Genomic DNA, 24,180 nt, shown 5'->3' with positions numbered 1-24,180 from the left:
CTCGCACAGGTCTATGATTAGACCCAGACAATAAAAAAATGCGAGGCAATGTCGTGGATAAGGAACTACTGGATGCCGGTTACCGGGCCTATACCGGCGAGAAGATTGACGTCTACTTCAATACGGCGATATGTCAACATTCGGGCAACTGCGTGCGGGGAAGCGCAGCGCTTTTTGACCTGAAGCGTAAACCGTGGATCATTCCGGATGAAGTGGATGTCGCGACGGTCATTAAAGTGATTGATACCTGTCCGAGCGGTGCGCTGAAATATCGCCAGAAATGAGTGAGGGGACCATGGAAATTCTTGCAGGCCACAACAAATATTATGTTAACGATGCCGAAGGCAATCAGGTTGCCGAGATTGTCTTCGTGCCGACGGGTGAGCATCTGAGCATCATTGAACATACCGATGTCGACCCCAGCCTGAAAGGCCAGGGGGTCGGTAAACTGCTGGTGGCGAAGGTGGTGGAGAAAATGCGCGCCGAAAACCGCAAAGTTATTCCGCTGTGCCCGTTTGCCAAACATGAGTTTGATAAAACCCGCGAGTATGACGATATTCGCGCCTGATAATCTTACGTGCGCCGGAAGGCATGACCGCCGTCCGGCGCATCACTCCCGATGCAGCAAATCCTGATAAATTCCCGTCAATACACCTTGTGGGCCAAACTCTTTTTTAATCCACTGGGTTACACGACCGGTGGCCGAATGCTGGGTCGCCAGCAGCATCCTTGAATCCTGACGCGGGTTGTGGATCTGCCGCGTGACCAGCAACGACTTTTCCATCGCCTCGCGTACCATATAGTCCGGCAGAAAACCGATGCCCTCACCCAGGATCTGGCACTGGCATTTGGTATTAAAATCAGGAACCAGAATCGACTCCTGTCCGTGTAACAGCCAGCCGACCTTCTTGTTGATGGTGTGCGCGGTGTCTTCCACCATGATGTTCGGGTACAGGCGCAGCTGGCTCTCAGAAATCGGTTCAGGCATAAAAGCCAGCGGATGATCCGGGGCAATCGCAAACGACCAACGGATCGCGCCGATCTCGGTGTAATCAATCCCCCCGCCGTCCAGTAACGTATCCGGCGCGCCGATAGCGATGTTGGCGAGGTTGTTAATGATCGAATCCCAGACGCCGTTATACACCTCGGTGGTGACGGTTATCTGGCAGGTTGGAAACTGTTTCTTGAGTACCTGCAGCAGTCGTGCCGTATGTTGAGGGGTATACAACAGTTGATTAATACAGATGCGTACCCGGGCTTCAATGCCCTGAGCAATGGTATCAATACTGCGCTTGATGGCGTGGAAATCGTTGAGCAGGTCGGTCGCCTTGCGAAACAGATAGCGTCCGGACTCGGTCAGCTCAATGCTGCGGGTACTGCGAGTAAACAGCACCACGTCGAGCCCCACCTCCATGCGCTTAATGGTGTAACTAATTGCTGATGTGGTTAAGCCAAGTTCCTCAGCCGCCTTGCTGAAGCTGCTGTAGCGGGCTGCCATCGTAAATGCCAGCAGGTTTTCCTCGGTAAAAATTGAATTCATCTTCCTCCCCTCCGGCGACAAACGCACATCCGCGACGCGATGATTGTTGAATGTATTTGTAATCCTTATGCAGAGCAATCAGTTTTGAACAGAATTTAACACTAGTTTTACAATTGATTTGAAGGCAATCACACTTCTGTATATTAATTGCAGGCCGCTATCCGTGTAGCATCACGCCTGATTTTCCTGACAACTGATTAATGGCTAAAAGCGGGTCTGTCATAAGGAAAAGATTGCACTACAGCACGTTTTGCTCTCATTGTTAAATTTGATTCAATAATCGACACGCTTACGATGAATGAAATTTAAGCGGATATTATTCTCTGCACTCTGTTGCTATTCTCAGCTTATCGGATATTTAAAAAGTCTAAAAAACTGCAGGAGAGCGATTATGTCAGAGAAAGAACTCATTACTGAATTTCTGCTGGCGGCAGAGCAGGGTGATGCCGATGGATTAAAATCCTGCCTGGCAAAAAATGTGGATATTAATGCCACTAACCGCCAGGGGCGCACTGCCATAATTATTACCAGCTTGAATAAACATTATGACTGTGTTTCTTTATTGATTGCCGCCGGTGCCGATATTAATAAACAGGATCAAACCTGTTTTAATCCATTCCTGATTAGCTGTCTGACTAACGATTTAACGCTGCTGCGTACCGTATTACCGGCCAATCCCGATCTTAATTGCCTGAGCCGTTTTGGCGGCGTCGGTATTACGCCAGCCAGCGAAAAAGGTCATGTAGAGATCGTGCGCGAACTGCTGCTGCGTACCGATATCAATGTTAATCATACCAACTTTGTCGGCTGGACGCCGTTACTGGAAGCCATCGTGCTTAATGACGGCGGTGCGAAACAGCAGGAAATCGTCAAGCTGCTGCTCGACCATGGCGCAAACCCGCACATGACGGATAAATACGGTAAAACCCCGCTGGAGCTGGCGCGGGAGAAAGGATACCACGAAATTGCCGAGCTGCTGATTGCGGCCGGAGCCTGACAGAGGAGCGCCACTATCGCTACGCCATCACGGCGATGCGTACGGGCGCTAACCGCAGACGGCGCGTTTCTCGCTTTCCGGGGAACGGGACGGGTTGAACAGGTTTTTTCCCGCGCGGTAAACCTGTTGATACCCGAACAGCAGCGGTTGCTGACGTTACTGAGTGAAGGTTGTGATAACGCGCCTAACAGCTGTCGGCTGGCGCTGACGCATTGTGAAGAGCTGTTTCACCCCGGTGAGAGAGTCAGTTTTACCGAATCGGGGATAGCCGTTGGCAACGATAAATGGATAGAAACTTCCGGTTGTCTGCCATGGCGCATACCACGGTGGAGGCTTGATGCAATAAGCCTTGCTGCAATCCGCTGGCTGCGCTGGGAAGAGGTTATCCGCCAACAGCTAAGAAGCGCTGACACATTATTTCTGTACCAGGGTGATAACCCGTTTTATCTGGAAATCACCCGCCAATTACTGAGTCGCCGACAAACATTACTGGCGGCGTTGCAGACAGGAGAAAATATCTCTACAGCGGTCAGCCATTTAATTGGTCTGGGGATTGGTCTGACGCCTTCATCTGATGATTATTTAGTGGGTTTAAGCACTATTTTATTTATTCCGGGACATCCGCTGGGGAAATATCGTGATGATTTTTTAGCAGCCTTACAACGTGCCGGAAATAATACCACGCTACTCAGCAAAATAACGCTAGAGGAAGCCTTTCATCAACGTTATCGAGAAAGCGTCGGACGGCTGCTGAACCATATTATTACAGAGCAACAACCCGTTTCTACGCAATATATTACTGACATTAAAAATATCGGCTCAAGTTCTGGCTGCGACATGCTGTATGGCATGGCGGATGCCTGCGCCCTGAGCCACAGGTCCGGAGGGAATTATGTCGATCAGGATAGTTGTTAAAAAGAACACGTATTTTGATTCTGTCTCACTGATGTCTATCTCCACACGCGCAAATAAGCTCGATGGCGTTGAGCAGGCGTTCGTGGCTATGGCGACAGAAATGAATAAGGGCGTACTGAAGAATCTCGGTCTGCTCACGCCTGAACTTGAAGAGGCGAAAAGTGGCGACCTGATGATTGTCATTAAAGGCGCCAGCGAGGCGGCGAACGATCAGACGCTGGTGGCGATTGAAGATTTGTTTACGCATAAAGAGCAGGGAGGGCAGCATGAAGCGCGCTATGCCACGCTTGCCAGTGCGAAGAAGCATGTTCCTGACAGCAACCTGGCGGTGATCTCGGTCAATGGTCTGTTTGCCGCGCGTGAAGCGCGTCAGGCGCTGCAAAATAACCTCAACGTGATGCTGTTCTCTGACAACGTCTCTCTTGAAGACGAACTGGCGCTCAAGCAGCTGGCGCATGAAAAAGGGCTGCTGATGATGGGGCCCGATTGCGGAACCGCCATTATTAACGGCGCGGCGCTGTGTTTTGGCAATGCGGTGCGTCGCGGCAACATCGGAATTGTTGGTGCCTCCGGTACCGGTAGCCAGGAGCTGAGCGTACGCATTCACGAGTTTGGCGGCGGGATTTCCCAACTGATTGGCACCGGTGGACGCGATCTGAGCGAAAAGATTGGCGGCCTGATGATGCTTGACGCGATTGGTATGCTGGAGGTCGATCCGCAAACCGAGATCATCGCGCTTATCTCCAAACCTCCTGCGCCAACAGTGGCGCGCAAGGTGCTGGAACGTGCGCGCGCCTGCCATAAGCCCGTCGTGGTGTGTTTCCTCGGACGTGAAGCCGCGCCTGCGGATGAAAACGGTCTGCTGTTTGCACGCGGCACTAAAGAGGCGGCGCTGAAAGCGGTACTGCTGACTGGCGTGAAAAAAGAGAGTCTGGATCTGCATCCGCTCAACTGGCCGCTGATTGAAGAGGTCCGCGCCCGCCTGACCCCGCAGCAAAAGTACATTCGCGGCTTGTTCTGTGGCGGCACGCTGTGCGATGAGGCGATGTTTGCTGCCATGGAAAAACATGCGGAAGTTTACAGCAACATTCATCCGGATCCGGCTTTTCGCCTGACAGATCTCAACCGCAGCGTGGGACATACCTTCCTTGATTTCGGAGATGACGATTTTACCAACGGTAAACCGCATCCGATGATCGATCCAACCAACCGCATTAGTCGTCTGTTGCAGGAAGCACGCGATCCTGAAGTCGGCGTGATCGTTATGGACTTTGTTCTTGGATATGGATCACATGAAGATCCGGTTGGCGTGATGATCGAGGCGATCGTCGAAGCCAAAGCGATCGCCGCCGCAGAGGGGCGTCCGCTTGAGATCCTCGGCTACGTGCTGGGAACCGATCTCGATACGCCGTCGCTGGAAAAACAGTGCCAGATGCTGACCGATGCAGGCGTGATCTGGGCGAGCAGTAGCACCAATACCGGATTGCTGGCGCGTGAATTTATCTGTAAAGGGGAGGAAGCCTGATGAGCCAGACACTGTTTAACCAGCCGCTGAACGTGATTAACGTCGGCATCGCGATGTTCAGCGATGACCTGAAAAAGCAGAATGTTCCCGTGACCCAGCTCGACTGGACGCCGCCGGGCCAGGGCAACATGCAGGTCGTGGCCGCACTGGACGAAATTGCCGATTCGCCGCTGGCTGACAAAATCGCTGCCGCTAACCAGCAGGCGCTGGAACGCATTATCCAGTCGCATCCGGTGCTGATTGGCTATGACCAGGCGATCAACGTCGTGCCGGGCATGACCCGCAACACCATCCTGCACGCCGGACCGCCCATCTGCTGGGAAAAAATGTGCGGCGCAATGAAGGGCGCGGTCACCGGGGCTTTGGTGTTTGAAGGGCTGGCGAAAGATCTGGATGAAGCCGCCGACCTGGCCGCCTCGGGTGAAATCATCTTCTCACCGTGCCACGAGCATGACTGTGTCGGTTCGATGGCGGGTGTGACGTCGGCGTCGATGTTTATGCACATCGTCGAGAACAAAACCTACGGCAACCGCGCATATACCAATATGAGCGAGCAGATGGCGAAGATCCTGCGCATGGGCGCGAACGATCAGAGCGTTATCGATCGCCTGAACTGGATGCGCGATGTGATGGGACCGATGCTGCGCGACGCCATGAAGCTGGCGGGCGAAATCGATCTGCGCCTGATGCTGGCGCAGGCGCTGCACATGGGCGATGAGTGTCATAACCGCAACAACGCCGGGACGGCGCTACTGATACAAGCACTGACGCCGTGGATTATTCAGACTGGCTATCCGGTTGAGCAGCAGCGTGAGGTATTCGAGTTCGTCCTCAGCAGCGATTACTTCTCCGGACCGACCTGGATGGCGATGTGTAAAGCCGCAATGGACGCCGCACACGGGATCGAATACAGCACCGTAGTCACGACGATGGCGCGTAACGGCGTTGAATTCGGTCTGCGCATCAGCGGCTTACCGGGTCAGTGGTTTACCGGTCCGGCGCAGCAGGTGATTGGCCCGATGTTTGCGGGCTATAAGCCCGAAGATTCCGGACGTGATATCGGTGATAGCGCAATTACCGAAACCTACGGCATCGGCGGTTTTGCCATGGCCACGGCACCGGCCATCGTGGCGCTGGTGGGCGGTACGGTTGAAGAGGCGGTCGATTTCTCTCGCCAGATGCGTGAAATCACTCTCGGCGAAAACCCCAACGTTACCATTCCGTTACTTGGTTTTATGGGCGTACCGACCGCTATCGACATTACGCGCGTGGGTAGCACCGGCATTCTGCCGGTGATTAACACCGCAATTGCGCACAAAGATGCGGGGATCGGCATGATCGGCGCCGGAATAGTCCATCCGCCGTTCGCCTGTTTTGAAAAGGCGATCCTCAACTGGCGCGACCGCTACTGCCAATAACAACAATCGGGGCTAACGCTGTTAGCCCCACAGTAGCGAAGCAAAAAACGTTGCTTACCTGCAGGGCTGGGCGATCCCCGGGATCGCAAACGATGCTTAACCTGTTAAGGATATTCCATGAACAGCATAAAACTAGAATGGAAACGTGGTGACTGGGCTGCTTACTTTGGGCTGATGACCAACAACCTGACTAACCTGCTGACAATGATGGGGCTGCTCATTTTTGTCGTCGGGATCCCTACCGAAATTGTCTATGGTCGCATTGCGCCTGCCTTTGGTCTGGCGGTGCTGGTGGCCAGCGTCTGCTACGCCTGGTTTGGCCTGCAGATGGCAAAGCACACCGGGCGCAAAGACGTGACGGCGCTGCCGTCCGGGCCGAGCGCACCGTCAATTTTTACCGTGACCTTCCTGGTGCTAATGCCGGTATATCAGCAAACCAAAGATGCCAACTTTGCTATCCAGATAGCTCTGGTGTGGTGCTTTGTAGAAGCGTTGATCCTGGTCGGCGGCTCCTTCCTGGGCGAGACCATCCGCAAGATGATCCCGCGTACGGTATTACTTTCTTGTCTGTCCGGTTTGGGACTGTTGCTGCTGGCGATGAACCCGATGCTGCAGGCATTTGAAGCGCCGACCGTCTCTTTCATCTTCTTGTTGTTGATCTTCATTAACTGGTTCGGTAAGAAGCCGATTTTTGCCCGCATCCCCACCGGTTTGCTGCTGCTGATTGCCGGTACAGCGTTGGCGTGGATCTCCGGTTTGCAAAGCCCGGAAGCCATTAAATCTTCGATGTCTTCCTTTGGCTTCAACCCGCCGGAAATCCATGTCGACAGCTTCCTGCAGGGTTTGCCGCACGCGCTGCCGTACCTGGCTTCTGCGGTTCCTCTGGGTCTGGCGAACTACATTTTTGACCTTGAGAATATTGAAAGTGCGCATGCGGCGGGGGATGAGTACAACACCCGTAAAGTCATGATGGCGAACGGTTTTGCCTCCATGCTAGGCTGCATGCTGGGCAACCCATTCCCGGTGACCGTATATGTTGGGCATGCGGGCTGGAAAGCGATGGGGGCCAGCATCGGCTATACCCTCGCTTCAGGCATCACCATGTTCCTGGTACCGCTGTTTGGGCTGGGGGCGTTTATGCTCGCGATTATTCCGATGACTGCGATAGTGCCGATTCTGGTGTTTATCGGCGTGGTGACCGCCAACCAGGTGGTGCGAGAGACGCCCAAAGTTGAGGTTCCCGTTATCTTTATCTGCTTGTTCCCGTGGATCGCTAACTGGGCGTTGACCATCGTCAACAGCGTGATGGGCGCCGCCGGAACATCCGCGGGGAAACTGGGCAGCGACCTGCTGCACAGCAAAGGTGTCTATTACGATGGGCTGGTGCATCTGGGAAGCGGTGCGCCGCTGGCCAGTATGCTGTGGGGCTGCGTCGCTATCTTCGCCATTATGAATAAGCCGCTGCGTGGGGCGATTGCCGGCAGCTTTTGGCGCGCTGTTATCGCTGTTTGGTGTGATCCATTCTCCGGCGGTTGGCTTTGCAGAAGGCAGTTCGATGATGTTTGTTGTGGCCTACCTGATGATGAGCGGCATGTTTGTCCTCAAGCATATTCTTGATAGCCGTGAAGCGGTGACTGCGCCTGAGCAGGAACCGACGAAAACGACCTGAATCGCCTGTAAGCGGAAGATAACATTATGAAAGAACTTGTGGTCGTTGCCATTGGCGGCAACAGCATTATCAAAGATAACGCCAGCCAGTCGATTGAGCACCAGGCTGAAGCGGTGAAAGCGGTGGCGGACACGGTGCTGGAGATGTTGGCATCGGACTACAACATTGTGCTGACGCACGGAAACGGGCCACAGGTGGGGCTGGATCTACGGCGTGCGGAAATCGCGCATGAGCGTGAAGGGTTGCCGCTCACCCCGCTGGCAAACTGCGTCGCCGATACGCAGGGCGGGATCGGCTATCTGATCCAACAGGCGCTGAACAACCGCCTGGCGCGGCGCGGTGAGCAGAAGGCGGTTACGGTGGTCACGCAGGTGGAGGTCGACAAAAACGATCCGGGCTTCGCTAACCCGACCAAGCCTATCGGCGCGTTCTTTAGCGAAGCGCAGCGCGATGAACTGCAGCGGGTCAATCCGGGCTGGCGCTTTGTTGAAGATTCGGGACGCGGCTACCGCCGGGTCGTCGCCTCTCCGGAACCGAAGCGTATTGTCGAGGCTGAGGCGATCAAAACGCTGACCCAACAAGGCTTTGTGGTGATTGGCGCGGGGGGCGGTGGGATCCCGGTGGTGCGTAGCGATCAGGGGGATTATCAGAGCGTGGATGCGGTGATTGATAAAGATCTCTCCACGGCTCTGCTGGCGCAGGAGATCCGCGCTGACATTCTGGTGATCACCACCGGCGTCGAGCAGGTCTGTATTCATTTTGGCAAACCCAACCAGCAGGCGCTGGATAAGGTGGATGTCGCAACGATGACCCGTTACATGCAGGAGGGACATTTCCCGCCGGGGAGCATGTTACCCAAAATCGTTGCCAGTCTGGCGTTCCTGGCGCGTGGCGGTAAGCGAGTAATCATCACCACGCCGGAATGCCTGCCTGCCGCACTGCGCGGCGAAACGGGCACCCATATTGTCCATTCCTGAGAGGAAATGTGAATGAAGGAAAGTAACAGCCGCCGTGAATTTTTAAGTCAGAGCGGAAAAATGGTCACCGCTGCCGCGCTGTTTGGCGCAGTGGCTCCGGTCGCGTATGCTGCTAATCCTGTCGGGAACACCTGCGGGGCGAAGAGCACAATGACGATTAACGATAAGCACTATTACCTGGATAACGTCCTGCTGGAAGCGGGGTTTGATTACGAAAACTCGGTGGTGGTGCATACCCGTACCGCGCTGCAAACCGTTGAAATTCAGGACGGGAAAATTGTTGCCCTGCGTGAGAATAAGCAGCATCCGGATGCGACGCTGCCGCACTACGATGCGGGTGGAAAGCTGATGCTGCCCGCCATGCGCGACATGCACATCCATCTGGATAAAACCTTTTACGGCGGTCCCTGGCGTTCGCTGAATCGCCCGGCTGGCACCACCATTCAGGATATGATCCGCCTTGAGCAAAAGCTGCTGCCTGAACTCCAGCCTTACACGCAGGAGCGCGCGGAAAAGCTCATCGATCTGCTGCAATCAAAGGGCACCTCGATCGCCCGCAGCCATTGCAATATCGAACCGGTTTCCGGGCTGAAAAACCTGGAAAATCTGCAGGCGGTGCTGGCGCGTCGCCAGCCGGGTTTTGCCTGTGAAATCGTGGCGTTTCCGCAGCATGGCCTGCTGTTATCGAAGTCTGAACCGTTGATGCGTGAAGCAATGCAGGCGGGGGCGCATTACGTCGGCGGTCTGGACCCAACCAGCGTGGACGGGGCGATGGAAAAATCCCTCGACACCATGTTCCAGATTGCGCTGGATTACGATAAAGGCGTGGATATCCATCTGCATGAAACCAGCCCGGCGGGCGTTGCGGCAGTGAATTACATGGTGGAAACGGTGGAGAAAACGCCGCAGTTGAAGGGAAAACTGACCATCAGTCACGCATTTGCGCTGGCGACGCTGAACGAACAGCAGGTGGATGCGCTGGCGAGCCGCATGGCGGCGCAGCAGATTACCATTGCCTCGACGGTACCGATCGGTACCTTGCATATGCCGCTCAAGCAGCTGCGTGACAAAGGCGTGGAAGTGATTACCGGGACCGACAGTGTGATTGACCACTGGTCGCCGTACGGGCTTGGAGACATGCTGGAGAAGGCGAATCTGTACGCGCAGCTGTATATTCGTCCCAATGAACTCAACCTGTCGCGGGCGCTGTTCCTCGCCACCGGCGATGTGCTGCCGCTTAACGATAAAGGTGAGCGCGTCTGGCCGAAGGCGCAGGATGAAGCCAGCTTTGTACTGGTGGATGCCTCCTGCTCAGCGGAAGCGGTCGCGCGAATCTCCCCACGCACTGCGACCTTCCATAAAGGCCAACTGGTGTGGGGGAACGTCGCAAGCTAGCCAGGTTTGATGCGCAGCGGCAATCGCTGCTGCGCTCTCTGCTCGTTAACCGACGATCCCCATATAGCCGTGAATCCCCATATATAAGCCGACCATCGCGATGAGCGCGCTGGAAAAATAGGGGGCTTTGCGTGCCAGTGTGTTAAATCCGCTCCAGCGTTTGGCCGCCTGCTGCACGCTGATTGCCGCTCCCACGCCCACCGTTACCAGCGTTAGCGCCAGCCCGAGGCTGAAGCACAGCACCATGGTGGCACCCAGCGTGAAGGCTTTGAGCTGGATGCAAATCAGCAGTACCGTAATGGCGGCAGGGCAGGGGATCAACCCGCCGGTCAGACCAAACAATAATATTTGGCCGTTGGTGACCTCTTTGCCTGCAAAGCGGCGCTGAATATCGGTAGCATGTGCCCGCTCGTGGGCGTCCTGATACGCTTTTGAATCTTCGCTCAGCCCTGCTAACGCAGCATGGTTATGATCGTGGTCGTGGTCATGTTCGTGATGATGGTGGTGAGCTTCACCGTGGTTATGATGGTGGTGATGGTCATCATGATCGTGGTCATGATGCGTCTGGGTCAGCCAGTTCTGTTCTCCCTGCCAGGTTCGCCAGAACATCCAGAATGCGGTCCCGAGAATAATAATCGCCGAGACAAACTGCAGCCAGGGCTCAACGGCCTGGGCAGTAAACGCTTTGCTGATATACATCCCACCGAGCGCAATCAGCCATACCACTGCGGTATGCGACAACGTTGCCGCCAGCCCCAGCATCACCGCCTGTTTGATGGTCCCCTTAATGGCAATAATAAAGGCCGCCATCATCGTCTTGGAATGCCCCGGTTCCAGACCGTGTAACACTCCTAATAGAATCGCGCTGGGAATGAAAAACCAGGCGTTGCCTTGCTGAAGAAGCGTAGAAAACTCACCCATGAGAATGATTCTTAGTTGTTTAATTTTGCCAGATTCTACTCCCCCCCAGTATTAAATACTACCCCCCAGTAGAATGACGATGGTATTGTCGCTCCAGCCAGATGTTGAAAAGGTATTGCTATGTCACACACGATCCGCGACAAACAAAAGCTGAAAGCCCGAGCCAGTAAGATTCAGGGGCAGGTAGCGGCGTTGAAAACCATGCTGGATGAACCGCATGAATGCGCAGCGGTATTGCAGCAAATAGCGGCGATCCGCGGTGCGGTAAACGGGTTAATGCGCGAGGTGATTAAAGGTCATCTGACCGAGCACATTGTGCATCAGGGCGATGAAATTAAGCGCGAAGAAGATTTGGATGTGGTTTTGAAGGTACTCGATTCGTACATCAAATAAGTCAGTTTAACGGCTCATCCACATACTGATGAATGAGCCGTTAAAACACGTTCTAGCCAAAAAACATCACAGATACGCACAGCAGACCGACAATCAGGGTGATCAGATTACCCACTGAACGGTACGGCTTTAGCGCCGGGATCAGATAGGTAGATAATGTCGGCATGATAAACAGAATCATGGCAATCAGCGGCCCGCTAATCGCGTAAATCATTGAAATTGCATTAGGGTTAATGCAGCAAATGATAAACGTAATGGTCGAAACCAGCATAATGGACAGGGCGCGGTTAAAGGCCCGGCTTTTCTTCACTCCCACCTGATGCAACGATGTTTTTACCACCTCGGTTGCCCCTTCAATCACGCCAAAGTAGGTGCCGAGGAACGATTTTGACATCGCCACGACGGCGACAATGATCCCAGAAATCGACAGCCATGCTGGTGCGTTTGGCATCATCGATAGCGCTGACAGAATGGTCACGCCTTCATTTTTCGCGTCCTCGATATAGTTTGTCGGAATCGAAAGCAAACAGCTGAAGACGAAAAACAGCACGCTCAGGCAGATGATGACGTAGGCTACCTTCATGATTTTTTTGCATTTACCCATGGCCTGCTCGCCGTATTTCTCACGTCGGTCGATGGCGAACGTCGAGATAATTGGCGTATGGCTAAAAGCAAAAACCATCACGGGAATAGATATCCAAACCTGATGAAGCGTGTGCTGATCGAAAGACATCTGGCCGGTGAGTAGCGTTGGCTGCCAGCTTCCGGTCAGGTAGAGCGAAAGGAACAAAAAGTACGCGATGAGCGGGAACACCAGAAAGCCCATTACCCGAATGGTTGCTTGTCGGCCCATCAGAAAAATCAGGTTCAGCACCAGCACCACGCCAAGACTGACCAGCATGCGAACACGCAGATCGATGGCGATATGTTTTGCCAGTTGTTCAGTGAGTGAATTGGTTATCGCCACGGCGTAGATCAGTACCACCACAAAGAAGGCAATAAAATAGAGGGTCGTGATCAGGCTGCCTATCTTTTTGCCGTAGTAGTGCGTAACTGCACCAGTGATCCCTTCACCTGCCGAGGTTTTTGAGGACAGGATAAACTGGCACAGCGCCTTGTGCGGCCAGTAGGTTAAAGGCCAGGCGACGAGTGCGGTGATAAACAGTACCACCGCGCCTGCAGAACCCAGCTGTATGGGGAGGAAGAGGGTTCCTGCGCCGACGGCAGTCCCATATAGAGCGAAGCTCCAGAGAGTCTCTTCTTTTGACCAAAATTTCGACATTATTTGAACGTATCAACTATAAAATAAACAAAAAGAAGCGCAATTTACCACAAATGGCAGGGGCTGGGGGAGGTGTCAACAAGCGGGCGAGTGAATGGATCAAAAGCCGGAACCGAGAAGATTCCGGCTATTGTTTGAATTATCAGGCAGTAACGCGCTGCTGGCGACGCTTCATAACGCGCTCGCGTAAAGTGTCATAAGCCCAGTTATAGAACATGGTGTATGGCAGGAAGAACAGGAAGAAACCTATTTCTAGCGTGAATGCCTGGAGCAGGCTGACGTTCAGCACATACGCCACGATGCTCACCCCGATGACAATAAAACCGCTCTCGAAGCCTAAGGCGTGGAATGCCCGCACTTTAGCCGTACGTTTTACCAGGTGTGACGGCCACAGTCGGTCAAACAGGGCGTTATAAATGATATTCCAGATCATCGCCGTCGTGGCGAGAAGAATGGTCAGTCCGCCCATTTCCAACACCGAGCGCTGCATCAACCATGCGGTGGTTGGTGCGAGGATCGCGGTGGCAATGCCTTCAAAGCAGACGGCATGAAAAATTCGCTCCAGTAATGAGCGGCGTTGGACTGTATCGTGTTGCATAATCTAAAACCTTCTTTGATGCCCGGATAACGGAATGGTGGCAATTTTATCGTTTTATGTGATATCTAAAAGATAGTATCCATCGATAAAGTAGATAGTTCATGCGTTACTCTCCTGAAGCGTTAACGGCATTTGTGGAGACCGTTTCCTGCGGCTCATTTTCTGCTGCGGCCCGGCGGCTGCGTAAAAGTCAGTCCACCATCAGCACGGCCATTGCGCATCTGGAAGCCGATCTTGGTTTTGCGCTGTTTGACCGCTCATCACGTCAGCCGACGCTAACCGAAGAAGGTAAGCGGGTGCTGGGCTATGTGCAGGCAATTTTGACGGCCAGCGAACGTCTTGATGAGGCAGCAATTTCGCTGTCGGGTGAAACGGAAGCGCGTCTGACCTTCGTTTTGTCTGACACGCTGCACCCGGATGTGCTGGAAGAATTGATGGTGCAGTTTGACCACAAGTTTCCCCATACCGAGTTTGAATGTCTGATTGGCGAAGATGAAGACGTTATCGATCTGCTGCAAAAAGGACGTGCTCAGGTTGGGTTGATCGAAGCGCGGGAGGATTACCCGACCGACATGGGCGTCACGCGTCTGCCGATGCAAACCTGGATGGGATTATACGTTGCGGCATCGCATCCACTGGCGACTCAAGAAAAACTGCAGTGGGAACAGCTACATACCTGGCGAGAGCTGCGGCTGAATACCTATCTGGAGAGCGGCACCAACGTGGCGCGCGGCCCCGTCTGGTCGGCGCCTAACTATTTGTTGCTGCTGAGTATGGCGGTGCAGGGATTCGGCTGGTGCGCGCTCCCTTGTGCGCTGGTGGAGGAGTTTGCGGCAGAAAAACCGCTGGTTCAATTGATGCTGCCCGGCTGGCCAAAGGCTATCTCAATCGATCTGCTGTGGAATAAGAAATCACCGCCTGGCGTGGCGGGAAGTTGGCTGCGCGACCATTTACAGCAGAGTGGCGTTCAGATGACCAATAAATGATACGAATTTCCTTTGTGATAAAAATCACCGTTTTTAAACAACCTTGATAACTCTTTTTAACAATCATCTACTATTGCGGTGTTATTTTGCGCTGAGGTGGTGATGAAAGAGGTTGTGATAGTCGGGGCGTTACGGACACCAATCGGCTGCTTCCAGGGGACGCTGGCGCGCCACTCTGCCGTTGAATTAGGTAGCATGGTGGTCAGGGCGTTACTGGAGCGCACGGGCGTGGACGTTCACGCTGTGGATGAAGTGATCCTCGGGCAAGTGCTTACCGCAGGTGCCGGGCAAAACCCGGCGCGTCAGTCCGCCATCAATGGTGGGCTACCCAATACCGTCTCCGCCATCACCATTAACGATGTCTGCGGCTCGGGTCTGAAAGCGCTGCATCTGGCGACCCAGGCTATCCAGTGCGGCGAAGCCGACATTGTGATTGCGGGCGGACAAGAGAATATGAGCCGTGCGCCGCATGTCCTTACTGATAGCCGTACCGGCGCACAGTTGGGCAACAGTCAACTGGTCGACAGCCTGGTGCATGACGGCCTGTGGGACGCTTTCAACGATTACCATATGGGCGTTACCGCGGAAAATCTGGCGCGGGAATATGGCATCAGCCGTGAACTGCAGGATGCCTACGCACTGCATTCGCAGCACAAGGCGCGGATGGCAATTGACGCCGGGCGCTTTAAAGATGAAATCGTGCCGGTGGTAACGCAGCGTAATGGGCAATCGTTCGTGGTGGATACCGACGAACAGCCGCGCACCGATGCCAGCGCAGAAGGGCTGGCGCGTCTGGATCCGACCTTCGACAGGCTCGGTTCAGTAACCGCGGGCAACGCGTCATCCATCAATGATGGCGCCGCTGCGGTGATGATGATGAGCGAGGCTAAGGCCCAGGAGCTGAATTTGCCGGTGCTGGCCCGCATTCGTGCCTTTGCCAGCGTCGGGGTCGATCCCGCGCTCATGGGAATTGCGCCGGTGTATGCGACGCGCCGTTGCCTTGAGCGTGTGGGCTGGCAACTGGCTGATGTTGATCTTATCGAGGCCAACGAAGCCTTTGCCGCACAGGCATTGTCCGTTGGGAAAATGCTGGAGTGGGATGAACGGCGGGTGAATGTGAACGGCGGAGCCATTGCGCTTGGTCATCCGATTGGCGCATCTGGCTGCCGTATTCTGGTTTCACTGGTGCATGAAATGGTGAAGCGTCGGGCGCACAAGGGCCTGGCAACGTTATGTATCGGCGGTGGTCAGGGCGTGGCGCTCGCTATCGAACGAGATTAACCACCCGTAGTTTTCTCTGCTTAAACGCCTTTCCCGCTGTATTTCCCGTGCATCCTTAAAAAAGCCCTCCAACAGGAGGGCAAGGCCAGTTACAGAAACATACACTCTAAACTCTGTTAACGTATCAAAACGGTGTTTCATTTCATGTGATTAACAGCGCACTTTGTTAGAAAAGGTGTGTGAACGGCATGTGAGGCTGGCTGTATTTTCAATGTCTTATCCCTACCCCTCATGAACTACTCTTGTTTGTTTTTATCTATCTAATTGTTTTAAATGATTTTATTGAAATTATTCCCGCGATTTATATGCGCTAGCGTGATCGCAATTACACTTTTGATAATAAGATGCAGAAAAAGTGAAACGTTGTTTTATTTGTAATTGAAAACCCATTCCGGGAGGGATATCATGAGCGCATAAGATAAAACGGAACAGCGTTTTGCTATTCGTTTAAGCATTCACGGTCAATTTATCACTGGAGGTAAATGTGGACGTAAGACAAAGCATCCATAGTGCGCATGCGAAAACCCTGGATACTCAGGAGCTGCGTAATGAGTTTTTGGTCGAAGAAGTGTTTGTCCCAGATGAATACACCATGGTCTACAGCCACATTGACCGCATCATTGTTGGCGGCATTATGCCAGTGGCCAAAACCGTCTCTGTGGGTGGCGAAGTCGGCAAACAGCTGGGCGTAACCTACTTCCTCGAGCGTCGTGAGCTGGGTGTGATTAACATCGGTGGCCCAGGCACGATTACCGTTGACGGCCAGTGCTATGAAATTGGTCATCGTGACGCGCTGTACGTCGGGAAAGGGGCCAAAGAAGTGGTATTCGCCAGCATCGATACGGCGAAACCAGCGAAGTTTTACTACAACTGCGCGCCGGCCCACACGACTTATCCCACCAAAAAAGTCACGCCAGCAGACGTTGCGCCAGTGACGCTGGGCGATGACCTCACCAGTAACCGTCGTACTATCAACAAATATTTTGTGCCGGATGTGCTGGAAACCTGCCAGTTGAGCATGGGGCTGACCGAACTGGCGCCGGGTAACCTGTGGAACACCATGCCGTGCCATACCCATGAACGTCGTATGGAAGTCTATTTCTATTTCAATATGGAAGAAGATACCTGCGTCTTCCACATGATGGGGCAGCCTCAGGAAACGCGTCATATTGTGATGCACAACGAGCAGGCGGTGATTTCGCCGAGCTGGTCAATTCACTCCGGCGTTGGCACAAAAGCTTATACGTTCATTTGGGGCATGGTCGGCGAAAACCAGGTCTTTGATGATATGGACCATGTAGCGGTCAAAGATCTGCGCTAGTTGCGGGCGATAGCCGTGCCTGCTGCGGCGGGCATTATAAAAAATTAAGGATTTACAATGATTTTGAATGCATTCTCTCTTGAAGGTAAGGTCGCCGTTGTGACCGGTTGTGACACTGGCCTGGGTCAGGGTATGGCGTTGGGTTTGGCTGAAGCGGGCTGCGATATCGTGGGGATCAACATCGTTGAACCGACGGAAACTATCGAACGCGTGACCGCACTGGGGCGCCGTTTTTTAAGTCTGACCGCCGACCTGCGTCAAATTGACGGCATTCCGGCGTTGCTGGAGCGCGCAGTGGCAGAATTCGGTCATATCGATATTCTGGTCAACAACGCAGGTCTTATCCGTCGTGACGATGCGATCGACTTCAGCGAAAAAGACTGGGACGACGTGATGAACCTGAACATTAAGAGCGTGTTCTTTATGTCTCAGGCCGCGGCGAAGCACTTTATCGCTCAGGGTAACGGCGGCAAAATTATCAACATCGCCTCTATGCTTTCTTTCCAGGGCGGGATCCGCGTGCCGTCTTACACCGCGTCTAAAAGCGGCGTAATGGGCATCACCCGCCTGATGGCGAACGAGTGGGCCAAACATAACATTAACGTCAACGCAATTGCGCCGGGTTACATGGCGACGAACAACACTCAACAGCTGCGCGCTGATGAGCAGCGTAGCGCAGAAATTCTCGATCGTATCCCGGCGGGTCGTTGGGGTCTGCCGAGTGACCTGATGGGGCCGATTGTGTTCCTGGCATCCAGCGCATCTGACTATATCAACGGCTATACCGTTGCGGTAGACGGCGGCTGGCTGGCGCGTTAATCTGCTTTCCAGAACTGACAAACCCTGCCCTTTGGCAGGGTTTGTCGGTTAAACATAAGGTGAATGTAGCAATACACCGGAGGCGACATATTCATTCCCTCTGGAACAACATTATGCCGCCAGGCAGATTACGAACAGATAAAATTACGCAGGCAGAAAATCTTCGCGCATGGGCGTAAAGGTATCCAGTAGCGTTCCCGGTTTTAAACAGACGCAGCCATGCATAATGTTGGGCTGTTTATATAGGGTATCGCCTGCCCTAACGACATGCATTTCTTCGCCGATGGTAAATTCAAACTCCCCAGACAAAACGTAAGTCAGCTGCTCATGCGGATGATTGTGCATCGGACCAATCGCGCCTTGCTCGAAGTTCACCTCAACCGCCATCATTTTACCGTCGTGAGCAAGAATGCGTCGGGTAACGCCATTGCCCAGATCTTCAAGGGTGGTCTCTTTATGAAAAATAAACATTCGGCCTTCCTGTAATTAAAACAATGTTTCATTAAACCTATATCAGAAAATTAAAAAAAGAAATGCACGCCAACAGATGTGGAAAGTTGATCACATCTTTGGTTCACTGGAGAGATAACAACAAATCAGGGGAAATGATGAAAACGATCGGTCTGTTAGGCGGTATGAGCTGGGAATCCACCATTCCTTATTATCGACTCATTAATGAAGGGGTAAAACAGCGTCTGGGTGGCCTGCATTCGGCACAGATTCTGTTGCACAGCGTAGATTTTCACGAGATTGAAGCCTGTCAGTCTGGCGGTGACTGGCAGCGGGCTGGGGAGATCCTCGCGCAGGCCGCCGCAGGGCTTCAGCAAGCCGGAGCGGAGGGGATTGTGTTGTGTACCAACACCATGCACAAAGTTGCTGAGGCGATTGAAACCGCCTGTGACGTGCCGTTCCTGCATATTGCCGATGCGACGGGTCGGGCCATACAAAAACAGCAGATGAGCAACGTGGCGCTACTGGGTACGCGCTACACCATGGAGCAGGATTTTTACCGCGGACGTCTACAGACTGAATTTGGTATTAGCACGCTTATTCCTGAGGCTGATGACCGTCAGAAAATAAACCAGATTATTTTCGACGAGCTGTGCCTCGGTGAGTTCAGCAACGCCTCCCGCGACTACTACCTGAGCGTAATTGATCAGTTGGCTAAACAGGGCGCTCAAGGGGTTATCTTTGGCTGTACCGAGATTGGTCTGCTGGTTCCAGCCGAGCTAAGTCCATTACCGGTTTTCGACACCGCGGCAATCCATGCGCAAGATGCGGTGGCGTTTATGCTTTCGTCTGTGGAGACAAAATAGCCTCCAGCGGATCGATAAGCCTCGGGAGATGGGCTTGCAGATGCGCCGTAAAAGCATCGACCAGCGCCGAGGCAGGGCGATGAAGTGGGTGGATCAGGCTGACCGTAAAGGGTACCGAAATGCTGAAGCGGCGGATAACCACTCCGCTGCTGGCATAATCCAGCGCGGTCAGTGGGTTCACCACCGAGATCCCCACGCCCGCCCGCACCATTGCACAAATTGAAGCGGCGCTGTGGGTTTCAATCACCATGCGGCGCTTCACCTGATGTTCGTTAAACAGGGTGTCCAGTAGCTGACGGTAACTGTCGGTCCGCGACAGGCTGATATAGTTCTCTCCCTGAAAATCCTGCGGCGTTAATACCGCTTTCTCGGTCAGCGGATGCCCCTGCGGCAGTACACACACTTCATCCAGCGCCAGCAATTCGGTGCGTTTCGTTCCGGCTGGCGTATGCAGCGTTTCCGTTAACCCCAGATCGTGGCGCTGCGCCGACAGCCACTCTTCCAACAGTGGTGACTCCTGCGGCACGATCTGAATGTTGACCTGCGGATAGCGCGCAAGAAATGGCTGCAGCAGCGGCGGTAAAAAGGACTGCGAAAATACCGGCAGGCAAACAATCGACAATTCACCTTGACGAAATTCGCGCAGGCTTTCGGCGGCGCTCACAATTCTGTCCAGGCCGTACCACGAACGTTGTACCTCTTCAAACAGACGTAAGCCTTGCACGGTTGGATGCAGTCGGCCACGCGTGCGTTCAAACAGCGTTAATCCCAGGACTTTTTCGAATCGGGCCAGTTCCCGGCTGACGGTGGGCTGCGAGGTATGTAGCATGCGCGCGGCTTCCGTCAGATTGCCTGCGGTCATGATGGCGTGAAAAATTTCAATGTGACGCAGGTTAACCGCGGGCATAAGCAATCCTCAAATGAGCTAATCCATATCATTTTTGCATAGACTCAAGATAAAACGATATTTTTTATTCTTTTTGAGCTGTGGCGTAATCATAAAAAAGCCAATACCGGAGCACGCCATGCCACGCCCACTCAACAACACAGACACTGACCTGACCGCCGACAACCTGTTGCGCCTGCCTGCCGAATTCGGCTGCCCGGTGTGGGTCTATGATGCGCAGATTATTCGCGCGCAGATTGCCAAACTGAGTCAGTTTGACGTGGTGCGTTTTGCCCAGAAGGCATGTTCGAATATTCATATTTTGCGCCTGATGCGCGAGCAGGGCGTGAAGGTCGATTCCGTCTCGCTTGGCGAAATTGAACGCGCGCTGGCGGCAGGTTTTGTACCGGGCAAAGATGAGATTGTCTTTACCGCCGATATGATTGATGAAGCGACGCTCGCCCGGGTGCATGAATTGAGCATTCCGGTAAATGCCGGGTCGGTCGATATGCTGGAACAACTGGGCCAGCTCTCGCCGGGCCATCGCGTGTGGCTCCGCGTAAACCCTGGATTTGGGCATGGACACAGTCAGAAAACCAATACCGGGGGCGAGAACAGCAAGCACGGTATCTGGTACAGCGATCTTCCGGCGGCGCTGGAGGTAATTCAGCGCTATAAGCTGAAATTGGTGGGTATTCATATGCATATCGGCTCTGGCGTGGACTACGCGCATCTGGAGCAGGTGTGCGGCGCGATGGTGCGTCAGGTGGTGGAATTTGGTCAGGATCTGGAGGCGATCTCCGCAGGCGGCGGTTTATCAATCCCGTATCGCGAAGGTGAAGAGGCGATCGACACCGATCACTATTTTGGATTGTGGAACGCCGCGCGCGATAGTATTGCGCGTCATCTGGGTCATGCCGTCAAACTGGAGATCGAACCAGGGCGTTTCCTGGTCGCGGAAGCTGGTGTGTTAGTGGCGCAGGTGCGCAGCGTAAAAGAGATGGGCAGCCGTCACTTTGTGCTGATCGATGCTGGCTTCAACGATCTGATGCGCCCGGCCATGTACGGTAGCTATCACCATATCTCCGCGCTGGCGGGGGATGGTCGTTCTCTGCAACAAACTCCTCAACGGGAAACCGTGGTGGCCGGACCGCTGTGCGAATCAGGCGACGTGTTTACCCAGCAGGAAGGCGGAAATGTGGAAACCCGTCTGTTGCCTGCGGTGGTGCCGGGTGATTATCTGGTTTTGCATGATACCGGGGCGTACGGAGCGTCAATGTCGTCAAACTACAATAGCCGCCCGCTGCTGCCGGAGGTCTTGTTTGATAACGGCGTGGCGCGACTGATTCGTCGTCGCCAGACCATTGATGAGCTGTTAGCGCTGGAATTAATCTGAGTAAAGCCGGCCGGATAAGGTGCTTTCGTCACTATCCGGCTCTTTTTCATATTACTTAAAGTACGGTCCGGGCGTTACTGAGTCACGTAATACCAGTTTGCCGGTAAACGGAGGGATCGGCTCCACGCTCTCACCGTTGGCCAGACGTATAGCCTGGTCGATTGCCGTGGTTATCATGGTATCAATCGGCAGATAAACGGTAGATAACCCCGGTTCCAGCCATTTGGCGCTGGGCGCATCATCAAAACCAAACAGCGAGACGTCCGTCGGGATCCTCAGTCCGGCCTGATGTAACGCTTTTGATGCACCTAATGCCATGTCATCGTTACAGGCGAACAGGGCGCTGAATTTCACCCCTTCCTCCAGCAGTTCTCGACAGGCTTCATAGCCTCGCGTCATCGTGGAGTCGCCGTATTTAACCTTATCAGGATCCCAGGGAATACCGTTTTTTTCCAGAGCCTTACGATACCCCATCAGGCGGGATTTACCGGTAGGCGTATGGCCTGGCACGGTGATACAAGCAATATCGCTGTGCCCCTGCGAGATCAGATAATTGACCGCCTGATACGCCGCGTCTTCCTGCTCAAAGAAAATCGCGCGATCGCGGGCCTGACTGACATCACGGTTGATGACCAGCAAGGGCATCGCAATGCTGTTCATCAGCGACATAATCGCCTTTTCACTCATATAGCGGGTATAGAGAATAATGGCGTCGCACTGCCTGTCGGCCAGCATTTGCACGGCTTCCTGCTCACGCTCCGGCGTGTCGTGACCATCGGTGACGATCAACTGCTTGCCGTGAGACTCCGTCTGGCGCGAGGCCTGTTGCAGCAGGCGGCCAAAGTAGAATTCATCAAATGTGGAAACCACCAGGCCAATGCTGTTGCTGGTGCGATTCGCTAAAGAGCGCGCTAAAAAGTTGGGCCGATAATCGAGTGCCTGCATGGCCTTGAACACTTTCTGGCGCGTGCTCTCTTTTACCTGACCCGTTCCATTTAGTACGCGCGAAACGGTCGCTTTTGAGACGCCTGCGTGTCGTGAAACGTCCAACATCGTAGTCATGACGCAATCCTGGTTAATCGTTTGACGATGAGTTCCCCGGCTCTGTCAGCGCCGAAACGGAATGGCGACGCACCAGAGTTGGGTTAAAGACGTGGGTAATTTCAGGTGCGGGTCGCTTCTCCGCCAACGCGAGCGCGAGTTCAGCGGCCTGGGTTGCCATAGTTACGATGGGATAGCGTACCGTGGTCAGACGTGGGCGCACATAGCGGGAAATCAGCACATCATCAAAGCCAATCAGCGAGATTTCTCCCGGCACATCAATGCCGTTATCATTCAATACGCCCATGGCGCCAGCCGCCATTGAGTCGTTGTAGCAGGCTACCGCAGTGAAGTTTTTGCCACGACCAAGTAACTCGGTCATGGCCTGTTCACCGCCGCTTTCATCCGGTTCGCCGAACGTCACCAGTCGATCGCTTACCGGTATATTGCTCTCCGCCAGCGCGTCGTAATAGCCTTGCAGACGATCTTCCGCATCAGAAATACTGTGATTGGAACACAGGTAGCCAATGCGCGTATGGCCCTGCTGAATAAGGTGTCGGGTAGCGAGCCACGCGCCGAAACGGTCATCAAGGGCAACGCAGCGTTGTTCGAATCCCGGCAGAATTCGGTTAATCAATACCATGCCGGGGATTTGCTTCATTAATGAAGCCAAGTCCGCATCCGGGATGATTTTGGCATGGACAACAAGGGCCGCGCAGCGGTGGCGAATGAGCTGTTCAATCGCCTGACGTTCCTTCTGTTCATTATGGTAGCCGTTGCCAATCAGCAAAAAATTCCCGGTGTTATAGGCCACCTGCTCGACAGCTTTAACCATTGCCCCAAAGAATGGATCGGACACATCACCAACGACCAGTCCGATGGTTTCAGTGGATTGTTGCGCCAGTGCACGCGCATTCGCATTGGGGTGGTAGCTGAGTGATTCCATTGCACTCGTTACGGCCAGACGCGATGCTTCGCTGGCTTTGGGGGAATCATTGATCACTCGAGAAACGGTGGCGACTGATACACCAGCTAGTCGGGCTACATCCTTTATGGTCGCCATGATAGTACCTGTTGTGGGTAAACGCTTACATTCCGTCAGTGTTACGGAAAATGGCTGGCTGTTCAAGCAGATTGCCCGTCAGGACCTCGCAAATGTGAGCGCGCGCGAGCGAAGTAAGACAGAAAATAGAAAATGCTAATTTTTGCTTACACTTTGCGATGTGCTGTTGCGATTGTTCGCTGGTGGGAGAACTGAGCGGATTGCTAAAGTTGGGATCCCAGAGGTATTGATAGGTGAAATCAACTTTCGGGTTGATCACTAGAATTACACCAGCCTGCGCAGATGCGCAGGTTTTTTTTTGCCTTCAGCCTATCTGTAACAGTAACCGATAATTTACACAACTCGTTGCATTTGGGTTCATTCCTTTGCGTTTTCGTACTGGCGTATCTGGCTGCTGACGACCACAATCAAGATCCCAGAGGTATTGATTGGTGAGATTAT

Annotated in this window: 23 protein-coding genes and 1 pseudogene; 16 read left to right on the top strand and 8 right to left on the bottom strand. The window is 53.6% G+C overall.

Annotation, left to right across the window (positions count from 1 at the left end; genetic code table 11):
• The first annotated feature begins 53 nt into the window (after window positions 1-53).
• Together yjdI and HV334_RS19795 are read left to right on the top strand one after the other, a co-directional pair.
• Window positions 54-284 carry a 4Fe-4S mono-cluster protein YjdI gene (gene yjdI, locus HV334_RS19800; RefSeq protein WP_153690048.1) on the top strand — a complete coding sequence of 77 codons (231 nt, stop codon included), beginning with the start codon at window positions 54-56 and terminating at the stop codon, window positions 282-284.
• An 11-nt stretch (window positions 285-295) separates the two neighbouring features.
• Window positions 296-568, top strand: a complete 273-nt coding sequence (locus HV334_RS19795) for a GNAT family N-acetyltransferase (protein WP_103766706.1) — start codon at window positions 296-298, stop codon at window positions 566-568.
• A gap of 42 nt (window positions 569-610) precedes the next feature.
• Here HV334_RS19795 and HV334_RS19790 read toward each other — a convergent pair whose 3' ends face one another.
• Entirely contained in the window at window positions 611-1,540 is a 930-nt protein-coding gene (locus tag HV334_RS19790; RefSeq protein WP_046276120.1) for a LysR substrate-binding domain-containing protein, read from the bottom strand.
• A gap of 391 nt (window positions 1,541-1,931) precedes the next feature.
• Here HV334_RS19790 and HV334_RS19785 point away from each other — a divergent pair, with 391 nt between their 5' ends.
• The 7 genes and pseudogenes from HV334_RS19785 (at window position 1,932) to HV334_RS19755 (ending at window position 10,436) form a co-directional block, all read left to right on the top strand.
• Entirely contained in the window at window positions 1,932-2,537 is a 606-nt protein-coding gene (locus HV334_RS19785; RefSeq protein WP_153690049.1) for an ankyrin repeat domain-containing protein, read from the top strand.
• 126 nt (window positions 2,538-2,663) lie between these two features.
• Window positions 2,664-3,452 carry a DUF2877 domain-containing protein gene (locus HV334_RS19780; protein ID WP_103766707.1) on the top strand — a complete coding sequence of 263 codons (789 nt, stop codon included), beginning with the start codon at window positions 2,664-2,666 and terminating at the stop codon, window positions 3,450-3,452.
• Window positions 3,430-4,977 (top strand): acyl-CoA synthetase FdrA, encoded by a 1,548-nt coding sequence (gene fdrA / locus HV334_RS19775; protein WP_181220813.1) that lies wholly within the window; start codon window positions 3,430-3,432, stop codon window positions 4,975-4,977. The genes HV334_RS19780 and fdrA overlap by 23 nt, the downstream gene beginning before the upstream one ends.
• On the top strand, window positions 4,977-6,395 hold the full coding sequence (locus HV334_RS19770) for a DUF1116 domain-containing protein (RefSeq protein WP_016154297.1): 1,419 nt from the start codon (window positions 4,977-4,979) through the stop codon (window positions 6,393-6,395). Before fdrA ends, HV334_RS19770 begins: the two co-directional genes overlap by 1 nt.
• A 117-nt stretch (window positions 6,396-6,512) precedes the next feature.
• Window positions 6,513-8,064: pseudogene (locus HV334_RS19765) on the top strand (xanthine permease).
• Between the two features lie 26 nt (window positions 8,065-8,090).
• Window positions 8,091-9,041 carry a carbamate kinase family protein gene (locus HV334_RS19760; protein WP_016154295.1) on the top strand — a complete coding sequence of 317 codons (951 nt, stop codon included), beginning with the start codon at window positions 8,091-8,093 and terminating at the stop codon, window positions 9,039-9,041.
• Between the two features lie 12 nt (window positions 9,042-9,053).
• Complete coding sequence (locus tag HV334_RS19755) at window positions 9,054-10,436, top strand: amidohydrolase family protein (protein WP_016157391.1); 1,383 nt, start codon at window positions 9,054-9,056, stop codon at window positions 10,434-10,436.
• Between the two features lie 45 nt (window positions 10,437-10,481).
• Here HV334_RS19755 and HV334_RS19750 read toward each other — a convergent pair whose 3' ends face one another.
• Window positions 10,482-11,357 (bottom strand): nickel/cobalt efflux protein RcnA, encoded by an 876-nt coding sequence (locus HV334_RS19750; protein WP_141875606.1) that lies wholly within the window; start codon window positions 11,355-11,357, stop codon window positions 10,482-10,484.
• 120 nt (window positions 11,358-11,477) lie between these two features.
• Between HV334_RS19750 and rcnR the strand changes: the two genes are divergently transcribed.
• Window positions 11,478-11,750, top strand: coding sequence for a Ni(II)/Co(II)-binding transcriptional repressor RcnR (rcnR, locus tag HV334_RS19745; RefSeq protein ID WP_016154292.1), 273 nt, complete (start codon window positions 11,478-11,480; stop codon window positions 11,748-11,750).
• Between the two features lie 52 nt (window positions 11,751-11,802).
• Here rcnR and HV334_RS19740 read toward each other — a convergent pair whose 3' ends face one another.
• Complete coding sequence (locus HV334_RS19740; protein WP_029139645.1) at window positions 11,803-13,032, bottom strand: amino acid permease; 1,230 nt, start codon at window positions 13,030-13,032, stop codon at window positions 11,803-11,805.
• Window positions 13,033-13,174: 142 nt separating this feature from the next.
• Window positions 13,175-13,630, bottom strand: coding sequence for a multidrug/biocide efflux PACE transporter (locus HV334_RS19735; RefSeq protein WP_016154290.1), 456 nt, complete (start codon window positions 13,628-13,630; stop codon window positions 13,175-13,177).
• Between the two features lie 101 nt (window positions 13,631-13,731).
• Here HV334_RS19735 and HV334_RS19730 point away from each other — a divergent pair, with 101 nt between their 5' ends.
• The 4 genes from HV334_RS19730 (at window position 13,732) to kduD (ending at window position 18,037) form a co-directional block, all read left to right on the top strand.
• The gene (locus HV334_RS19730) at window positions 13,732-14,616 is read left to right on the top strand and encodes a LysR family transcriptional regulator (RefSeq protein ID WP_016154289.1); all 885 of its coding nucleotides are present in this window, start codon (window positions 13,732-13,734) and stop codon (window positions 14,614-14,616) included.
• A gap of 102 nt (window positions 14,617-14,718) precedes the next feature.
• Complete coding sequence (locus HV334_RS19725) at window positions 14,719-15,897, top strand: acetyl-CoA C-acetyltransferase (protein ID WP_006686936.1); 1,179 nt, start codon at window positions 14,719-14,721, stop codon at window positions 15,895-15,897.
• Window positions 15,898-16,381: 484 nt separating this feature from the next.
• Window positions 16,382-17,218: a 5-dehydro-4-deoxy-D-glucuronate isomerase gene (gene kduI, locus HV334_RS19720; RefSeq protein ID WP_052138002.1), complete on the top strand. Its 837-nt coding sequence runs from the start codon at window positions 16,382-16,384 to the stop codon at window positions 17,216-17,218.
• A 57-nt stretch (window positions 17,219-17,275) separates the two neighbouring features.
• Window positions 17,276-18,037, top strand: coding sequence for a 2-dehydro-3-deoxy-D-gluconate 5-dehydrogenase KduD (gene kduD, locus HV334_RS19715; RefSeq protein WP_046276126.1), 762 nt, complete (start codon window positions 17,276-17,278; stop codon window positions 18,035-18,037).
• 144 nt (window positions 18,038-18,181) lie between these two features.
• Here kduD and HV334_RS19710 read toward each other — a convergent pair whose 3' ends face one another.
• Window positions 18,182-18,508: a cupin domain-containing protein gene (locus HV334_RS19710; RefSeq protein WP_065554331.1), complete on the bottom strand. Its 327-nt coding sequence runs from the start codon at window positions 18,506-18,508 to the stop codon at window positions 18,182-18,184.
• Between the two features lie 137 nt (window positions 18,509-18,645).
• Between HV334_RS19710 and HV334_RS19705 the strand changes: the two genes are divergently transcribed.
• Complete coding sequence (locus HV334_RS19705) at window positions 18,646-19,353, top strand: aspartate/glutamate racemase (RefSeq protein ID WP_103766708.1); 708 nt, start codon at window positions 18,646-18,648, stop codon at window positions 19,351-19,353.
• Here HV334_RS19705 and HV334_RS19700 read toward each other — a convergent pair.
• Window positions 19,325-20,260, bottom strand: a complete 936-nt coding sequence (locus tag HV334_RS19700) for a LysR family transcriptional regulator (RefSeq protein ID WP_103766709.1) — start codon at window positions 20,258-20,260, stop codon at window positions 19,325-19,327. The genes HV334_RS19705 and HV334_RS19700 overlap by 29 nt on opposite strands.
• A 118-nt stretch (window positions 20,261-20,378) precedes the next feature.
• Here HV334_RS19700 and lysA point away from each other — a divergent pair, with 118 nt between their 5' ends.
• Window positions 20,379-21,635, top strand: a complete 1,257-nt coding sequence (gene lysA, locus HV334_RS19695) for a diaminopimelate decarboxylase (protein WP_016154282.1) — start codon at window positions 20,379-20,381, stop codon at window positions 21,633-21,635.
• Window positions 21,636-21,686: 51 nt separating this feature from the next.
• On the opposite strand, the gene HV334_RS19690 is transcribed toward lysA, so the two are convergent.
• Both HV334_RS19690 and galR read right to left on the bottom strand, forming a co-directional pair.
• Window positions 21,687-22,697: a LacI family DNA-binding transcriptional regulator gene (locus HV334_RS19690; protein ID WP_181220812.1), complete on the bottom strand. Its 1,011-nt coding sequence runs from the start codon at window positions 22,695-22,697 to the stop codon at window positions 21,687-21,689.
• Between the two features lie 13 nt (window positions 22,698-22,710).
• Entirely contained in the window at window positions 22,711-23,739 is a 1,029-nt protein-coding gene (gene galR, locus HV334_RS19685; protein ID WP_016157382.1) for an HTH-type transcriptional regulator GalR, read from the bottom strand.
• Window positions 23,740-24,180 lie beyond the last annotated feature (441 nt).

Source organism: Citrobacter sp. RHBSTW-00944, assembly GCF_013615435.1.
GTDB lineage: Bacteria > Pseudomonadota > Gammaproteobacteria > Enterobacterales > Enterobacteriaceae > Citrobacter > Citrobacter braakii.
The sequence above is the reverse complement of the archived record's forward strand: the minus strand, read 5'-3'. Positions and strand labels throughout refer to the sequence as shown.